The 17432-nt window shown below is 37.1% G+C and carries 14 protein-coding genes; 8 read left to right on the forward strand and 6 right to left on the reverse strand.

The genetic code is table 11. From position 1 onward, the window contains the following. Nucleotides 1-112 precede the first annotated feature (112 nt). Genes A3GU_RS0106780 through A3GU_RS0106795 form a run of 4 tightly spaced genes read right to left on the reverse strand, consistent with a single transcriptional unit; the run spans nucleotide 113 to nucleotide 3465 of the window. Entirely contained in the window at nucleotides 113-769 is a 657-nt protein-coding gene (locus tag A3GU_RS0106780) for an ABC transporter permease (protein WP_018366788.1), read from the reverse strand. Continuing rightward, nucleotides 762-1688, reverse strand: coding sequence for an osmoprotectant ABC transporter substrate-binding protein (locus A3GU_RS0106785; protein ID WP_018366789.1), 927 nt, complete (start codon nucleotides 1686-1688; stop codon nucleotides 762-764). Before A3GU_RS0106785 ends, A3GU_RS0106780 begins: the two co-directional genes overlap by 8 nt. Next, complete coding sequence (locus A3GU_RS0106790; RefSeq protein WP_018366790.1) at nucleotides 1685-2323, reverse strand: ABC transporter permease; 639 nt, start codon at nucleotides 2321-2323, stop codon at nucleotides 1685-1687. The genes A3GU_RS0106785 and A3GU_RS0106790 overlap by 4 nt, the downstream gene beginning before the upstream one ends. After that, entirely contained in the window at nucleotides 2323-3465 is a 1143-nt protein-coding gene (locus A3GU_RS0106795; protein ID WP_018366791.1) for a betaine/proline/choline family ABC transporter ATP-binding protein, read from the reverse strand. Before A3GU_RS0106795 ends, A3GU_RS0106790 begins: the two co-directional genes overlap by 1 nt. 334 nt (nucleotides 3466-3799) lie before the next feature. Here A3GU_RS0106795 and A3GU_RS0106800 point away from each other — a divergent pair, with 334 nt between their 5' ends. The 4 genes from A3GU_RS0106800 (at nucleotide 3800) to A3GU_RS0106815 (ending at nucleotide 10432) form a co-directional block, all read left to right on the forward strand. Further along, nucleotides 3800-4612, forward strand: a complete 813-nt coding sequence (locus A3GU_RS0106800; protein WP_018366792.1) for a DUF975 family protein — start codon at nucleotides 3800-3802, stop codon at nucleotides 4610-4612. Nucleotides 4613-4763: 151 nt separating this feature from the next. Further along, nucleotides 4764-9161, forward strand: a complete 4398-nt coding sequence (locus tag A3GU_RS0106805; protein WP_018366793.1) for a PolC-type DNA polymerase III — start codon at nucleotides 4764-4766, stop codon at nucleotides 9159-9161. Nucleotides 9162-9253: 92 nt separating this feature from the next. Next, nucleotides 9254-9679, forward strand: a complete 426-nt coding sequence (locus A3GU_RS0106810; protein WP_018366794.1) for a MarR family winged helix-turn-helix transcriptional regulator — start codon at nucleotides 9254-9256, stop codon at nucleotides 9677-9679. Between the two features lie 138 nt (nucleotides 9680-9817). Further along, the gene (locus A3GU_RS0106815; protein ID WP_026216475.1) at nucleotides 9818-10432 is read left to right on the forward strand and encodes a nitroreductase family protein; all 615 of its coding nucleotides are present in this window, start codon (nucleotides 9818-9820) and stop codon (nucleotides 10430-10432) included. Between the two features lie 46 nt (nucleotides 10433-10478). On the opposite strand, the gene def is transcribed toward A3GU_RS0106815, so the two are convergent. Both def and A3GU_RS0106825 read right to left on the reverse strand, forming a co-directional pair. Then, on the reverse strand, nucleotides 10479-11093 hold the full coding sequence (gene def / locus A3GU_RS0106820) for a peptide deformylase (RefSeq protein WP_018366796.1): 615 nt from the start codon (nucleotides 11091-11093) through the stop codon (nucleotides 10479-10481). A gap of 532 nt (nucleotides 11094-11625) precedes the next feature. Beyond that, a complete protein-coding gene (locus A3GU_RS0106825; protein WP_018366797.1) occupies nucleotides 11626-12291 on the reverse strand; it encodes a cyclic nucleotide-binding domain-containing protein in 666 nt (221 codons plus the stop codon). Between the two features lie 94 nt (nucleotides 12292-12385). Between A3GU_RS0106825 and A3GU_RS0106830 the strand changes: the two genes are divergently transcribed. The 4 genes from A3GU_RS0106830 (at nucleotide 12386) to A3GU_RS0106850 (ending at nucleotide 17432) form a co-directional block, all read left to right on the forward strand. Beyond that, complete coding sequence (locus tag A3GU_RS0106830; RefSeq protein WP_018366798.1) at nucleotides 12386-13570, forward strand: MFS transporter; 1185 nt, start codon at nucleotides 12386-12388, stop codon at nucleotides 13568-13570. Nucleotides 13571-13704: 134 nt separating this feature from the next. Next, a complete protein-coding gene (gene rpsO / locus A3GU_RS0106835; RefSeq protein ID WP_018366799.1) occupies nucleotides 13705-13974 on the forward strand; it encodes a 30S ribosomal protein S15 in 270 nt (89 codons plus the stop codon). A gap of 577 nt (nucleotides 13975-14551) precedes the next feature. Beyond that, nucleotides 14552-16684 (forward strand): polyribonucleotide nucleotidyltransferase, encoded by a 2133-nt coding sequence (gene pnp / locus A3GU_RS0106845; protein ID WP_018366801.1) that lies wholly within the window; start codon nucleotides 14552-14554, stop codon nucleotides 16682-16684. Continuing rightward, entirely contained in the window at nucleotides 16677-17432 is a 756-nt protein-coding gene (locus A3GU_RS0106850; protein ID WP_018366802.1) for an SseB family protein, read from the forward strand. The genes pnp and A3GU_RS0106850 overlap by 8 nt, the downstream gene beginning before the upstream one ends.

Below are 17432 nucleotides of genomic sequence, written 5' to 3' on the forward strand. Positions count from 1 at the left end.
ACTAAGCTTGTTCACTTTTTATATTGGAGGTTGAACCTTGTTTCAGCCTCTTTTTAGGTTTATGCTGATTTAATAGCAGGTGTAAAATGAGTAAGTTTTTATGCTTACTAAGTTATCTAGCACTTCGAGGTTCTAAGAGGTGTTGAATAAAACCTAAAATAATATCTGATAAGATTGCCATAAGGGCTGTTGGCAATGAACCTGCAAGAATAATAGCGCCACCATTTGTTGCGTTAGTTCCTCGGATAATAATGTCTCCAAGGCCACCACCACCAACAAAAGCTCCAATAGCAGTTATTCCTACGGCAACTACAAGTGCATTTCTAAGACCTGCCATGATAACGGATAAGGATAGGGGTAACTCAACCATGATAAGGCGTTGGCTTTTAGTCATCCCCATCCCTTTAGCTACATCAATTAAATCATCGTCCACACTCCGGATACCTGTGTAGGTATTGCTAATGATTGGCAGGAGAGAATATAGAAAAACAGTCGCAATAACAGTTTTTGTTCCAAGTCCCAACCCCAGCATTAAAATCGAAATCATGGCTAGTGAGGGAATGGTTTGGAGAACATTTGCTATTCCCATAACAAATGTTCTAAGTCTTATGCGTCTAGCAATAATAATACCAAGAGGGATTCCCACAAGGGCAGCTAAGACTACCCCGTAGGCTGATATTAAAAAATGCCTTAAGAATTGAGAGAGGATATAACTTCCATTATGATTGAAATAATAAAGCAGCTGCTCCCAGGTTGACATATCACTCATTGCTGTCACCTCCTTTGAAATAATTGTTGTCTTTGAGGAATTCTTGTGCAACAACTGATGGTTCAAGAAGTCTATCATCAACCTTGTAATTTAAGTGTTGCATTGTCTCTAGGTTGATTTTGCCATCTAGGCGGTGCAGTAATTTTTTAAGGTCAGGGTATTTTTTAAGGATACTATTGCTGACAACCATAGAACATTCATAAGGAGGGAAAAATTGCTTATCGTCTTTTAAGATTTTAAGATCATAGCTTTGGATACGTCCATCTGTAGAATACCCTAAGACCGACTGCATTTTATTACCCGAAACAGCATCGTAAACGAGTCCAATCTGCATGGGATAAAGTTTATCAAAGGAAAAACCGTATTCCTTGGTAAAATCAGAATAGCCATCCCCTTTTCTGTTCAGCCAAGTACTGTCAATGCCGACTTTAGCACTGTCCTTAATCTTAGCCATATCAGAAAAAGTTTCAAGTTGGTTCTTTTCAGCGAAATCCTTAGTGACCATAAAAGCGTAGGTATCTGAAAAGCCATAGGTTGGGAACCAGGTTTGATCAAACCTCTCATGAAATTCCTTTTTAACGACTTTTGCAGCCTCTTTAGGATCCTTGATAGTAGCCATCCCTAGAGCGCCAGTAATATCTGTTCCTGTATAACGAGAAGCTGAAATATCCGCATCTCCTCTAAGTTGAGCTTGGTGGGTTACATTTGAAGAGCCTAAGTTAGGAACAATAGTAGCCTGATATCCCAACTCATGATGGATTAATTCGGCAATAATATTAGCCATGATACTTGATTCTGTTGTACTTTGAGCAGCAATCTTGACCTTGGGACCATCTTCATGATTATAGGCCCTATAGGAAAAGATAGCTATTATGAGAATAAGCAGGGCAGAAATAGTAACGTATATTTTTTTCTTCATGCTTTCACCCCACTAGTTTGTTTTGGTAAGAGATGCTTCTCTAAGCTTCCCAGTAAAAAATCTGAAACGAGAGATAAGATAATAACAGGAATAGTTCCTCCAATAATCAATTCTGGTTGAAAAAGATTCAAACCGCTAAAAATCAGATCTCCTAAACCACCTGCTCCAATATAAGAGGCTAAGGTAGCCCAGGCAATAACATAGATGGCCGATAATCTAACTCCTGCCATAATAACTGGCATGGCCAAGGGTAATTCTACCTGAAAAATCGACTGGACAGAAGACAAACCCATCCCCTTAGCACTATCTTTTAGATCACTATTTACATTATTTAACCCTACAAAGGTATTTCTTAAAATAGGAAGGAGGGAATAGATAAACAAGGCAAGGATAGCAGGGAGTTTTCCTACTCCAAAAATAGGAATCATCATCGCCAAAAGTGCTAGGCTGGGAATAGTTTGCAGCATACTAGCTATTCCAATAACAATCTTAGCTAGTCTAGGAAATCTTGTCAGGATTATGCCTAAAGGGATGGCTACAAGAGCACCAAAAGCTAGGGCTAATGCTGAAATATAAGTTTGTTCCCAGGTTTTTACAAGTAGCCGACTACCATATTGTGCAAAAAAATCAGCCATTACTCTTCCTCCCTTCCTTGAGTTCCCCAGATAAAGTCATAAAGCATATCAACTAGGGATGACCGTGTAATGATTCCCTTCAATCGGTTTTCAGTATCAACAACAGGTGCAAATTTTAGGCCCCGTTTGAGGATTTTTTGGGCAGTATCTCGCAAGATAGCCTCTTCTTGAACAGCAAAGGTAATTTTGGTCATTAAATCTGATACTAATAAATGGCTTTGGAAGTGTTGACTTAGACTTTCAATGTCAATAAGCCCGAGCAATTTTCCATCTTCAGTAACAAATAAGGAGTCAACCCGTTTTTCTCTCATAAGGGTAATGGCATCAGATAAAGATTTATCAGCACTGATAGCAATAGGATTTTTTATCATGACAGATTTAACTGGTGTTATATCAGATTGGGCACGAATCAAGCGTTCTTCACCAATCATTTTTTCCACAAAGGTAGTCGCTGGATGATGAAGCAATTCAGTAGGAGTCCCTTCTTGAACCATCTTACCTTTATCCATAACGACAATCTTGGTTGCTAGTTTTAAAGCCTCATCCATGTCATGAGTGACTAATATAATAGTCTTACCCATCTTTTCTTGCAGGCTTTTAACCAGTTCTTGAATACCTTCGCGGGTAATAGGATCAAGAGCTCCAAAAGGTTCATCCATTAAAATAATGTCTTGATCTGCTGCTAAAGCTCTAATGACTCCGATTCTTTGTTGTTGACCACCAGATAATTCTGAAGGGTAACGATATAAAAAGTCTTCTGGCAGTTCCACAAGCTTTATCAGTTCCTTGGCCTTAGCTAGTTTGTCTTCTTCTGACCACTTTAATAATTTTGGCACTAGGGTAATATTTTCATAAATGGTCATATGAGGCATTAGGCCAATATTTTGAATAACATAGCCAATTTTTCGTCTTAATTGGACAGGATTAAATTGGGAAATGTCTTTTCCTTTGAACAAGATGCTACCATTACTAGGCTTAAGCATTCGATTGACCATCCGCATGAGGGTTGTTTTTCCAGAACCACTAGTACCAATAAAACAAATAAAATCACCTGGTAAAACCTGTAAGCTTATTTCTTCTACGGCTACCTTATCCCCATATATTTTGTTAACATTTTTAAACTCGATGATAGGTTTCTCCATATCAATCTCCCCTTCTATTATAAATATATAAAATAGTAAGAATACTCTCAGTATGCTTCAAGTATACCCTATTCTTGACATAAAATCATTTGAACTGTGCTTTTTTAATAAAAATAAAAGAAACAAAGGTTAAGTTTTAGGAATCTAGCCTCTTTTTGAGGGTGTTTTCTTCTTCAACAATATTAATTATCAAAAAATTAGATTAACTTAATAACAATGTTCGGATTTGGCGATTAGTTCTGAAAAAATCAAAAAAATTAACTGAAAAAATCAATAAAAGTTAAAAAAAATAGTATACTTATGGTATACTTATAGAAAAGGACAGGAGAAGCAGATGAAAACTAGGGCAGAATTAAAACAAATTGCTAAAAATCGTTTAAAAGAGAATTGGGGTTGGGCTATTGGGAACTGTGTCTTACCAAGTCTTATAATTGGCACAGTATTTATAGCTCTCTTTTATCTCTTACTTTTACCTATAGCCTTAAATGGTGATACAGCAGAACCAACAGGAGCTGTTGCAGTTTCTATGGTTTTAATGACAGTTCTCTATTTTTTGATGATTTTTATAAGCTTATTAGCAGAGGTTAGTATTGTTTGTATCTTCTTAGATTTTATCCGAGGAAAAAAAGAAGACCTATCTGTTGCCTTCTTCTATCCTTTTACTAAGAAACGTTTTGGTAAATTTTTAGGGACTAACCTATTAATCTTAGTCTATACTAGCTTGTGGAGCTTCCTATTTATCATTCCTGGGATTATTAAAAGTTTGAGCTATTCCCAAGCAAATTATGTCTTAAAAGACAAACTTGATAGAGGTCAAGAAGTAAGCTTAAATACAGCCATTACAGAAAGTAGACAGCTTATGAAAGGCCATAAGTGGGAATATTTCTTATTACAACTCAGCTTTATAGGTTGGGCCATCTTATCACTTGTGACTTTTGGACTAGGTTTCTTCTGGTTACAACCTTATATACAGACAACAAATGCAGCCTATTATGAAGCTTTACTAGAAGAAAATGGTTTGACATATCCTGGACCAGATCATGAAGAAAAACCAAGTGTAGAAGCTATTCAAGAGGAAAAAGAAGAAATAGTCTCAGACCTTCCTTTGATGGGACAACCAGATGTTCAAGATGCTACAATGAAATAGAAGTAAAATTTTTGAATGAAGAACCAAATACTCAATAAATAGATGAAAGGCTAGGAATTTCCCTAGCTTTTTCGTCTGCTTGCTTGAGATAAAGGTCGAATTCTCTGACTATTTATGATAAAATAGTCCCTAAGAAAATCAGGAGAAAACTATGTCAGATTTATTCGTTAAATTGATGGAACAAATAGAGATGCCGCTTGAAATAAGAACTTCAAGTGCTTTTTCGTCTGCTGATATAATTGAGGTTAAGGTTCATTCCCTATCTCGTTTATGGGAGTTTCATCTATCATTTAAAGAGATATTACCAATAGCTATCTATAAAGAACTGGATTATCGTCTGAAAACAACCTTCCAAAAAGCTGATATCAAGGTGCAGTTTGATATTGAGGTTGGAAATATTGATTATTCTGATCAGCTATTACAGGACTATTATTATGAAGCGTTTGAGCATGAACCCTGTAATAGTGCTTCTTTCAAGTCTTCTTTTGCTAAGTTAAAGGTAGCTTATCAAGAGGGAAAGTTATTTATTTCAACTCCCCACTTTATTAACAATGATCATTTTAGAAAAAATCATCTTCCCAATTTAGCCAAGCAGTTTGCACGTTTTGGCTTTGGGCAATTAGAGATTGAAATGATATCAGATGATGAAATGACCAAGTCTTTGCAAGAACATTTTGACAATAATCGTCAGGCTATTTTGGACAAGGCAGTTCAAGACAATCTGGAAGCCTTGAAATCATTAGAAACTATGCAGCCTCCAGCAGAAGAGCCAGCTTCAAAACCTAGTTTTGACTATAAAGAACGACTTGTACAAAGGCAAGCTGGCTTTGAAAAAGCTGAAATCACCCCAATGATTGAAGTGGAAATGGAAGAAAACCGTATTGTTTTTGAAGGTATGGTTTTTGATGTGGAACGAAAAACAACCCGGACTGGTCGTCACATTATTAATTTTAAAATGACCGACTATACTTCTAGCTTTGCTATGCAAAAATGGGCCAAAGATGATGATGAACTACATAAATATGATATGGTTGCTAAGGGAGCATGGCTAAGAGTTCAAGGAAATATTGAAAATAACCCTTATACAAAAAGCTTAACTATGAATGTCCAGCAGCTTAAAGCAATTGTTCATCATGACCGTAAAGACCTTATGCCAGAAGGTCAAAAGAGGGTTGAACTCCATGCCCATACTAATATGTCAACAATGGATGCTCTGCCAACTGTAGAATCTTTAATTGACACGGCTGCCAAGTGGGGACATCCTGCTGTTGCAATTACAGATCATGCCAATGTACAAAGCTTTCCTCATGGTTATCACAGGGCTAGAAAACTGGGGATTAAGGCTATTTTTGGGCTAGAGGCAAATATTGTTGAAGATAAGGTTCCTATCTCTTATGAGCCTATTGATATGGATTTGCACGAGGCTACTTATGTGGTATTTGACGTGGAAACCACAGGATTGTCTGCGATAAATAATGACCTTATCCAGATTGCTGCTTCTAAAATGTATAAGGGAAATATTATTGAACAGTTTGATGAATTCATTGATCCAGGCCATCCCTTATCAGCCTTTACCACTGAATTAACAGGGATTACAGACAATCATTTGCTAGGAGCAAAGCCTCTCAAACAAGTTTTGGAAGAGTTTCAAGCCTTTTGTAAGGATAGTGTCCTAGTAGCTCATAATGCTAGTTTTGATATTGGATTTATGAATGCTAATTATGAACGTTATCAGCTAGCTAGAATTACCCAACCTGTTATTGATACTTTGGAATTTGCACGAAATCTTTACCCTGAGTATAAACGCCATGGTTTAGGACCATTAACCAAACGTTTCCAAGTTTCTTTGGACCATCACCATATGGCCAATTATGATGCGGAAGCAACTGGTCGCCTTCTCTTTATTTTTTTGAAAGAGGCGCGTGAAAAACATGGTGTGACTAATTTAAAAGACTTAAATACCCAATTAGTGGCAGAGGATTCTTATAAAAAAGCAAGAATTAAACATGCTACCATTTATGTTCAAAATCAAATTGGTTTAAAGAATATTTTCAAATTAGTTAGCCTGTCCAATGTGGTCTACTATGAGGGAGTGCCACGTATTCCACGAACTATTCTAGATAAGTATCGTGAAGGATTATTATTGGGGACTGCCTGTTCAGATGGAGAAGTCTTTGATGCAGTTCTAACCAAAGGAATTGATGCTGCTGTTAATCTTGCTCGCTATTATGACTTTATTGAAGTTATGCCACCTGCCTTATATGAGCCTCTTGTTGCGCGTGAATTAATTCCAGACCAGGCAGGCGTTGAAAAGGCTATTCTTGATTTAATTGAGGTTGGTAGACGACTTAATAAGCCTGTTATGGCAACGGGAAATGTTCACTATATTGAACCTGAAGAGGAAATCTATCGGGAGATTATTGTGCGTAGCCTTGGACAAGGAGCAATGATTAACCGGACTATTGGGAGGGGTGAAGGTGCTAAGCCAGCTCCTCTACCAAAGGCTCATTTTAGAACGACTAATGAAATGCTAGATGAATTTGCCTTTCTTGGTAAGGATTTAGCCTATGAAATTGTAGTAACAAACACCCAAAAATTTGCTGATGGGATTGAAGATGTCGAAGTTGTAAAGGGGGATTTATATACACCTTATATAGATAAGGCTGAAGAAACGGTTGCAGAATTAACCTATCAAAAAGCTTTTGAAATTTACGGTAATCCCTTACCAGATATTATTGATCTTCGTATTGAAAAAGAGTTAACTTCTATTTTAGGGAATGGTTTTGCGGTGATCTATTTAGCTTCTCAGATGTTGGTTAATAGGTCTAATGAGCGTGGCTATCTTGTAGGGTCACGAGGCTCTGTGGGTTCTAGCTTTGTAGCCACTATGATTGGTATTACAGAAGTCAATCCTATGCCACCCCATTATGTCTGTCCAAAATGCCAGCATTCAGAATTTATCACAGATGGTTCAGTCGGCTCTGGTTATGATTTAGCTGATAAGAAATGTCCTGAGTGTGGAGTTGCCTATCAAAAAGATGGTCAGGATATTCCCTTTGAAACCTTTTTAGGTTTTGATGGGGACAAGGTTCCTGATATTGACTTGAACTTCTCAGGTGATGATCAACCTAATGCCCATTTAGATGTTCGTGAGATATTTGGTGAGGAATATGCCTTTCGGGCAGGAACTGTAGGTACAGTAGCTGAAAAGACAGCCTATGGTTTTGTTAAGGGCTATGAACGTGATTATGGCAAGTTATACCGAGATGCTGAGATTGATAGGCTAGCTGCAGGAGCTGCTGGCGTTAAGAGAACTACAGGTCAGCATCCAGGTGGGATTGTTGTTATTCCAAATTATATGGATGTCTATGATTTTACCCCAGTGCAATTTCCTGCAGAAGATGTTACAGCTTCTTGGCAGACCACTCACTTTAACTTCCATGATATTGATGAAAATGTCTTGAAACTTGATATTCTGGGTCATGATGATCCTACCATGATCCGTAAATTAGAGGATTTATCAGGCATTGACCCTAAAACAATACCTGCTGATGACCCTGGGGTAATGGCACTATTTTCCGGAACGGAAGTTTTAGGAGTTACTCCTGAGCAAATTGGCACTCCAACAGGTATGTTGGGAATTCCTGAATTTGGGACCAATTTTGTTCGGGGTATGGTTAACGAAACCCATCCAACCACCTTTGCGGAATTGTTACAGCTATCAGGCTTGTCCCACGGAACGGATGTTTGGCTAGGGAATGCCCAAGATTTAATTAAGGATGGTACTGCAAGCCTAAAAACAGTTATTGGTTGTCGTGATGATATTATGGTTTACCTCATGCACGCGGGTCTAGAGCCTAAAATGGCCTTTACTATTATGGAGCGTGTTCGTAAGGGCCTGTGGCTAAAAATTTCAGAAGAAGAACGTAATGGCTATATTCAGGCTATGCGTGAAAATAATGTCCCTGACTGGTATATCGAATCTTGTGGGAAGATAAAATACATGTTCCCTAAAGCCCATGCAGCAGCCTATGTTTTAATGGCCTTGCGTGTGGCTTACTTTAAGGTTCACCACCCCTTGATGTATTACTGTGCATATTTTTCAATCCGTGCTAAAGCCTTTGAATTAAAGACAATGAGTGGTGGACTACAAGCTGTTAAAGCTCGCATGGAAGATATTGCTCTGAAAAAGAAAAATAATGAAGCTTCCAATGTAGAAAATGACTTGTACACAACCTTAGAAATTGTTAATGAAATGTTAGAGCGTGGCTATAAATTCGGCAAATTAGACCTTTATCGGAGTGATGCCATTGAATTCCAAATAAAAGAAGATACCTTAATTCCTCCTTTTGTAGCTATGGAAGGTTTAGGTGAAAACGTAGCTAAACAAATTGTTAAAGCAAGGGCAGATGGAGAATTTCTTTCTAAAATGGAATTAAGAAAACGTGGGGGAGCCTCTTCTACCTTAGTTGAAAAAATGGATGATATGGGAATACTTGGCAATCTACCAGAAGATAATCAACTTAGTCTATTTGAAGATTTCTTCTAAAAGCTTAGCACCAGTCTAGAAAACTTTTTATCAAGCAAGGTAATTGAAATTAATACTAACTAGTTATAAAATAAAAGAAGAAAGGAGATGAGATGGGAGAATTTAAAAATACTGCTGTCAAAGCAATGGTTGTTATGCGAAAAGCCTTTAGAACCATTGATTCTAAAGTATCTGTAAGCTATAAACTAGATGATTTAACCCCTACACAATTTGCTGTTTTAGATGTTCTTTATGCCAAGGGAACCTTAAAAATTGGAGAACTTATTAATAGCATGTTAGCTACTTCAGGTAATATGACAGTTGTCATCAAAAACATGGAAAAAAAAGGCTGGGTCCTACGTCACATGTGCCCAAATGATAAACGCTCTTTTCTAGTAAGTTTGACTGCAGAAGGTCAAACAGTTATTGAGCAGGCTTTGCCAGCCCATATTAATCGTGTTGAAGAGATTTTTTCGGTTTTGACTGAGAGTGAACAAAAGGAACTTATTAGACTTTTAAAAAAATTTAAAAATAGCTGAGCCTTTTTCTTTGACTTTACTAATTAGTAATAATATAATAACTATATAGTGATAATTAAGCACTAATTAGTGTTAATTGAAGGAGACAATATGTCTATTGTTGAAGAATTTAAAAGTATCTTTAAAGGAGAGAAAAATATGTCATTTTTAGAAGAATTGAAAAACCGTCGTACCATCTATGCTTTAGGACGTGAAACCAAAGCATCAGATGAAAAAATTATTGAAACAATTAAAGAAGCTGTTCGTCAGTCACCTTCAGCATTCAATAGCCAAACAACACGTGTTCTTATTTTAATGAATGATCATGCTGGTAAATTTTGGAATGAACTTGTTGCTAATGAATTAGTAAAAACAATGAAAGACCAAGGTTTAGGTGAAGAAGCTATTGCTGGTACTAAAGCTAAATTAGCAGGTTTTGGTAATGCTAAAGGAGTAGCTCTTTTCTTTGAAGATCAAGCTGTTGTTAAAGGATTACAAGAACAATTCCCACTTTATGCTGATAATTTCCCAATTTGGTCTGAGCAAGCATCTGGTATTGCTTCAGTAAATGCTTGGACTGCCTTGTCTTCAGAATTAGGTATCGGTGCTAACCTTCAACATTACAATCCAGTTGTTGACGACGCTGTAGCTTCAACTTATGGTATTCCAGCTAACTGGAAACTTCGTGGTCAATTAAACTTTGGTTCAATTGAAGAAGCTGCTGGCGATAAAGACTTTATGGCTGATGAAGATCGCTTTAAAGTTATTGGTTAATTAAAAAAAAATAAAAAATACTCAATCCGCAGATTGAGTATTTTTCTTATGGGATAAGTAACATGTTATCTGTTTTAGCAAAAGGATTTTTGGCATTGATCCGATCATAGAAAATGATACCGTTGATATGGTCAATTTCATGTTGAACTACAATAGCATTATAACCTTTTAATTTAAGTTTATGTTTTTGGCCGTCTTTATCAAAGTATTCTATTGTAACACGAGAGTGTCGGACAACGTAGCCTTCAACCACTCGGTCAACAGATAAACAACCTTCACCTTCAGCTAAGGCAGCATCTTGGACAGAATGGGCAAGAATTTTAGGGTTGTACATAACTTCTTGTAGACTAAAGGCTTCTTTAGGTGGATTGCCTTCAGTATCTTCTAAGTTTGGCACTAAAACAGCAATAATACGTTTTGAAATATTCAATTGAGGAGCTGCTAAGCCAACTCCTCCTCGCAGCCCTAATTTTTCTGCCATAACAGGGTCTTGAGAATTTCTAAGAAATTGCATCATTTTTTCACCTAAGATGATATCTTGATCACTTAAAGGAAATTCAACTTCCTTAGCTTCTTGGCGAAGAGTAGGATTACCTTCGCGAATAATGTCAGTCATATCAATCATATGACTGGCTTTAATTATCTTATCTTGTGCAGACATTTTTACTCCTTTGTTATTAATGGAATTACTATATCATAAAAGCCCTTATTTTAAAAGCTTATATGATAGCTTTTAGTTTATGTCTTATCAAAACTAAGCTTTTCTTCAAAAAGTAGCTTGATAAGGGAGAGTTAGAAAATAGTGACGGGTATAGTAAAAGAGTTCTGACTAATTTTACTTTTAGAACTGGTCTAACTTTTTTTGTTAAGAAGAAGGACAAGCTTTGAGAAAAAGTAAATCAATTTCTTACTAATAAGTATTAAAAAGCAGTACTTGTTTGTTATTTTACATACAAATAGAGCTGGTAACAATATAACTTGGACTTTTTATCCCTCAGTTACTTTCTAGAAGACAAGTTTATATTATAATATTATTATCCAAACAAGGACTTCAGAGAGAGAAGTTTCTAGTAACAATCAAAAGAATCCTCGGGTTCTTTTTTTGTTTTATAAGACGTGTCCAGGTCATTGATGAACAAGAAAGCAGGCTAGAGTAAGATTTGGCAAGTCTTGTTAATAGAGGCATCCTTTACTTATTCTTCCAGCGCCAGGGCTTGTAGACTTTTATAGTTGAGTATTTGGTAGCTTTTAAAGGCGCTTCTTTTAATGATTCTTTTTTCAATCAATTGGGAAAGAACCCTGTGAAGGTGTCGGTAACTGGTTCCAAAAGTATCTGCTAGGAGGGTTAATTCCAAAGAGAAATATCCCTCTTTTTCATTGGCTAAAATATGGCTAGCCAACCTTTCCTTGACAGAATAACTAAGGTTATTACTAGCATTAATGTTGTGATGGTAAAAGTTTAAGGCGAGTTCACGTCCAATTTGATAGAGAAACTGTGGATTTTTGAGTAATTTCTCTTTATCTAGAAGAGGAAGTTGAACAAAATATGTTTTTTCCAAGGCCATAACTGAAGTCACAGCCCTTTGATTGGTCATTAATTCAATATCCCCAATTAAACAAGGAGCAGAATGGGTCTTTAGGATGTGTTCTTTTCCATTAAAAAGCCTGCGAACAATCTTAACAGAACCACTTAGGGTATAGCCGATGACTTTAATCTCCTGCCCTTGCAAGCAGAGACTTTCACCCTTTTGATATTGGATGAGCTGTAATTTATCATAGTCTTCACTAGGAAAAAAATGATCAAGTTTGTTCTTGAAAAGGAGTTCCTTTAGGAGTTGCTTGTCTGAAATCGTCTTCATCTTCTTTTTATGACCTTGGTCCTATTTTTATCTTCTGCTATTGATTATACTGAATATAAGTAAAATAAACAAGAATAAAGAGAAAGCCCTATTTATGAAAGCATTTTTTGAAAAAATTAGTTTACTAAGTTTGTCTCTGATGATGATTTCCCCATTTTCGGTTTCCCCTGCAATACCAAAGATGATTGCATTTTATCAGGCACAAGGTCATCCTGCTAGCCAGGTTGATATTCTTTTTTCCTTATCGTCCTTTGCTGTTTTAGCTATGCTTTTGTTGAATCCGATGATCAGTTCTTTTTTATCCGAAAAGGCCATCATTATTTTGGGGTTATTGTTGATAGGAATAGGAGGTGCCCTTCCTGTCTTTATTCAGTCCTATCCTCTAGTTTTCCTCTCTAGAATTATCTTGGGACTGGGAATTGGTTTAATTAATGCCAAGGCTATCAATATCATTAGTGAGCGTTTTACAGGTAAAGAGAGAATAAAAATGTTAGGTTACAGAGCCTCTACAGAAGTTTTAGGAGCCTCACTGTTTACCTTTATTTCCGGCTATTTGATTGTATTTGGTTGGACACAGGCCTTCATGATTTATCTCCTTGCCCTAATTATTCTAGTTCTCTATCTACTTTTTGTCCCAGATATGCCTCACCCATCATCTAAAGACCAAGCAGAACTTGTGGCAGACCAAAAAAATAAAAGCTTGACAAGAGAACAACTAAAACTTATTATCGGCTTAGCCTTATATGCTGGCTTTGTTATTCTTATTAATACGTCGAATACGCTAAGAATTCCTCTTGTTGTGGACCATTTAGGAATTGGTTCAGCAAGAGATGCCAGCTTTATTTTAGCTTTAATGATGCTTATGGGGATACTTGCAGGATTTACTTTTAGTAGATTACTAGAAATTTTCAAAGTCTATCTGATGGCAGCTGTAGTTATTGCGCTAGGGCTTGGGATGTTAATTCTCTGGCAGGCGCAAAGCCTAGTCTCAGTAGGTCTAGGAGCACTTATTACAGGGTTTGTTTACAGTATTGGAGTGACCCTTGCCTTTAATACCATTTCAGAAAAATTTCCTAGCCATCAATTAACAAAAGCAACGACTCTGGTTCTGATAGGTTGTAATGTTGGTGGAGCAGCAGCTGCCTTTGTTCTTCAACTCATTGCCCACTGGTTTGATTCTCTTATTGCAGCCTATGTGATTTATAGCATTATTAGTTTGCTTTTAGGATTGAGCTTGTTTTTAAGAGTTATTCTAAAGCGTAAAAAACATCAAGGCTAGGGGATTTGTCTGAAAAAGTTGACCTAGGCTATTAATTTTGCTAGAATAGACTAGTCGCAAGACAAACCAACTTTTTCTTGGTTTTAGGAGTGCCAATCCTAAGACTCGGATTAAGGAAATAAAGGAGAAAAATTATGGCAATCTCAAAAGAGAAAAAAAATGAAATCATCACACAATATGCACGTCATGAAGGTGATACAGGTTCAGTTGAAGTTCAAGTAGCAGTACTTACTTGGGAAATCAACCACCTAAACGGACACATTAAAGAACACAAAAAAGACCACGCAACTTACCGTGGTTTGATGAAAAAAATTGGACACCGTCGTAACTTATTAGCATACTTACGTCGTACAGATGTAAACCGTTACCGCGAGCTTATCCAATCTCTTGGTTTACGTCGTTAATTTCAAGTTTAAAAAGCCCTCTGCCTTCGTCAGTTATCCACTCAGTAAACTTAAGTTTACCGAGTGGATACTTCCTCGGCAGAGGATTTTTTAATTCTTGAAATATTTTATATCTCAAGTTAGTCTGTCCTTTAGTTAAGTTCAGGATAGAAATTAGCGTGTTAAATCAGACGCAAGTCTAGATTTAACTAAGGAGAGGCCTTGTCCGAAGAATATTTTAGCTAGAAAAACTAATCTTCTACTAGAAAGTAGGGGATTTTTGTTTGCACTTGGGCTTTATAGACCACAAGAAAAGTTTCGGGCTTTTCCCTTGTATTTACTGATAAGGAGCCTTCTGTTAATTGTTGCTTGAAGTCTTTGAGTTTCAGTGAAATTTTTAAATTTTTATGGTAGAATTATTAAGATACGTCGTTTGATACAATGAGGAGTGTAACAGGTCTATGTTAGATTGCTTTTTGTAGCAAAACTACGTACAGTAACTAAAAATGATTATGTTGAAAGGGGTTGGATACCAGAAAGAACTTTTTAAGATTTGAGTAAAAAGGGTTTTGGAAGGGTATTCAAGGTAAAGTATTTTATGTCAAAACAAACATTTACGACGACATTTGCAGGAAAACCTTTAGTAGTTGAAGTAGGGCAAGTCGCTAAACAAGCTAATGGAGCAACAGTCGTACGTTATGGAGAATCAACGGTATTAACAGCAGCCGTCATGTCTAAAAAGATGGCAACAGGGGATTTCTTCCCCTTGCAGGTTAATTATGAAGAAAAAATGTATGCTGCAGGAAAATTTCCTGGTGGCTTTATGAAACGTGAAGGACGTCCTTCAACAGATGCTACCTTGACAGCACGCCTTATTGACCGTCCTATCCGTCCTATGTTTGCAGAGGGCTTTCGTAATGAAATTCAAGTAATCAACACAGTTCTTTCTTATGATGAAAATGCTAGCGCTCCTATGGCGGCTATGTTTGGTTCATCACTTGCACTCTCAATTTCTGATATTCCTTTTAATGGACCTATTGCTGGTGTCCAAGTCGGTTACATTGACGGACAGTTTATCATTAACCCTGATAAGGAGCAACTAGATGCTTCGCTATTAGAATTAACAGTAGCTGGAAGTAAAGAAGCTATCAATATGGTTGAGTCTGGTGCTAAAGAGCTCTCAGAAGATATCATGCTTGAAGCTCTTTTAAAAGGTCATCAGGCTATTCAGGAATTGATTGCTTTCCAAGAAGAAATTGTAGCAGCAGTTGGTAAGGAAAAAACAGAAGTAGAATTATTACGAGTAGATGAGCAATTACAAGCTGAAATTCTTGCTAAGTATAATTCAGACCTTCAAAAAGCTGTTCAAGTTGAAGAGAAAAAAGCACGTGAAGCTGCAACAGAGGAAGTTAAAGAAGCTGTTAAAGCAGAATATGAAGAACACTATGCAGAAGATGAGAACCTGCCAACTATTATGCGTGACGTGGCAGAAATACTTGAACGAATGGAGCATGCAGAGGTTCGCCGCTTAATCACAGAAGACAAGACTCGTCCGGATGGCCGTAAAATTGACCAAATTAGACCTCTTGATGCAGAAATTGACTTCTTACCTAAGGTTCATGGCTCTGGCTTATTTACACGTGGGCAAACCCAGGCCTTATCTGTTTTAACTCTAGCTCCTATGGGAGAGACTCAGATTATTGATGGTCTTGGTCTTGAATATAAAAAGCGTTTCTTACACCACTACAATTTCCCTCAATATTCTGTAGGGGAAACTGGTCGTTATGGGGCTGCTGGTCGTCGTGAAATTGGACACGGAGCACTAGGTGAGAGAGCCTTGGAACAAGTACTGCCAAGTCTAGAAGACTTTCCTTATGCGATTCGTTTAGTTGCAGAAGTTCTAGAATCAAATGGTTCTTCTTCTCAAGCCTCCATTTGTGCTGGAACTCTGGCCTTAATGGCTGGTGGTGTACCAATCAAGGCTCCTGTTGCAGGTATTGCTATGGGACTTATTTCAGATGGTAAAAATTATACCGTTTTAACAGATATTCAAGGTTTAGAAGACCACTTTGGCGATATGGACTTTAAGGTTGCCGGAACACGAGAAGGTATTACAGCCCTTCAAATGGATATTAAGATTGCTGGAATCACTCCACAAATTCTTGAGGAAGCTTTGGCACAAGCTAAAAAAGCCCGCTTTGAAATCTTAGATGTTATTGAAGCAGAAATTGCAGCTCCTCGTCCTGAATTAGCACCAACAGCACCTAAAATTGATACCATTAAGATTGATGTTGATAAAATTAAGGTAGTTATTGGTAAGGGTGGCGAGACAATTGATAAGATTATCGCTGAAACGGGTGTTAAAATTGATATTGATGAAGAAGGAACTGTTCAAATCTTCTCCAGTGATCAAGCAGCTATTAACCGGACCAAGGAAATTATTGCTAGCTTAGTACGTGAGGCCAAGGTCGGTGAAGTTTATCATGCAAAAGTTGTTCGTATTGAAAAATTTGGTGCCTTTGTTAACCTATTTGATAAAACAGATGCCCTCGTTCACATCTCAGAAATTGCTTGGTCTAGGACAGCTAACGTATCTGATGTTTTAGAAGTGGGTGAAGTTGTTGATGTCAAAGTTATTAAAGTTGATGACAAAGGACGTATTGATGCCTCAATGAAAGCCTTGTTACCTCGCCCGCCTAAAGCTGAAGATAAAGAAGAAAAACATGACTAAACAAACTAGTAATGAATTAGATATCCGTCTTAGAGCCTTTATTAATGCTCCAGATAATTTCTTAGATAGTGTTGCGTTGGTAGATGCTTTTCATCACTTTCCAGTCTGGGCAGCTAAGGAGCCCTATGCTATTGAAATTGAAGGAGTTAAGGTTACGCCTGTTTTTACAGATAAGGATGATATGGCTGCTTTTAAATGGGAGCAAAAGAGTGCTCAAAGCCTCTACTGGCTAGAACGCTCTGCTATTTCTGTCCTTGAAGAAGTGATTAAATCAGGCTTATCAGGCTTAGTCTTTAATCTAAAAAAAGACGGTGACTTTGGTAATTCGACTATCTTCAAAAGTAGTGATATGATTCAATTTATCAATAATTATACTAGTATTCTTAATAGCTTGATGAATGATGAAAACCAGGCTGCTCAGACCATGGATAAAATTTATCTAGTACCAGCCTTTATCCAAGTAAAAAGTGAAAAATACTATGATCGTTTTTTCCCAACCATGTCAACACCTGAAGGGAAATCCTATGTCCCAGCTTTTTCTAACTTAGAGAGTTTTGCGAAATGGTACAATCAAGAAGATTTTGGTGGTGCCTTTAGACGTGGTCAAGGGGTTATTCTGACTTGGAAGATAGCAGATATTTATCAACCTCGAAATGGAGAAAATGAAATAGAAGAGACCTTTGGGGTAGCTATAAATCCTTTTGATGAAGACCAAATATTAATGGATTGGACAGAGATTAAAAAATAA

This window comes from Streptococcus didelphis DSM 15616 (genome assembly GCF_000380005.1).
Classification (GTDB): domain Bacteria; phylum Bacillota; class Bacilli; order Lactobacillales; family Streptococcaceae; genus Streptococcus; species Streptococcus didelphis.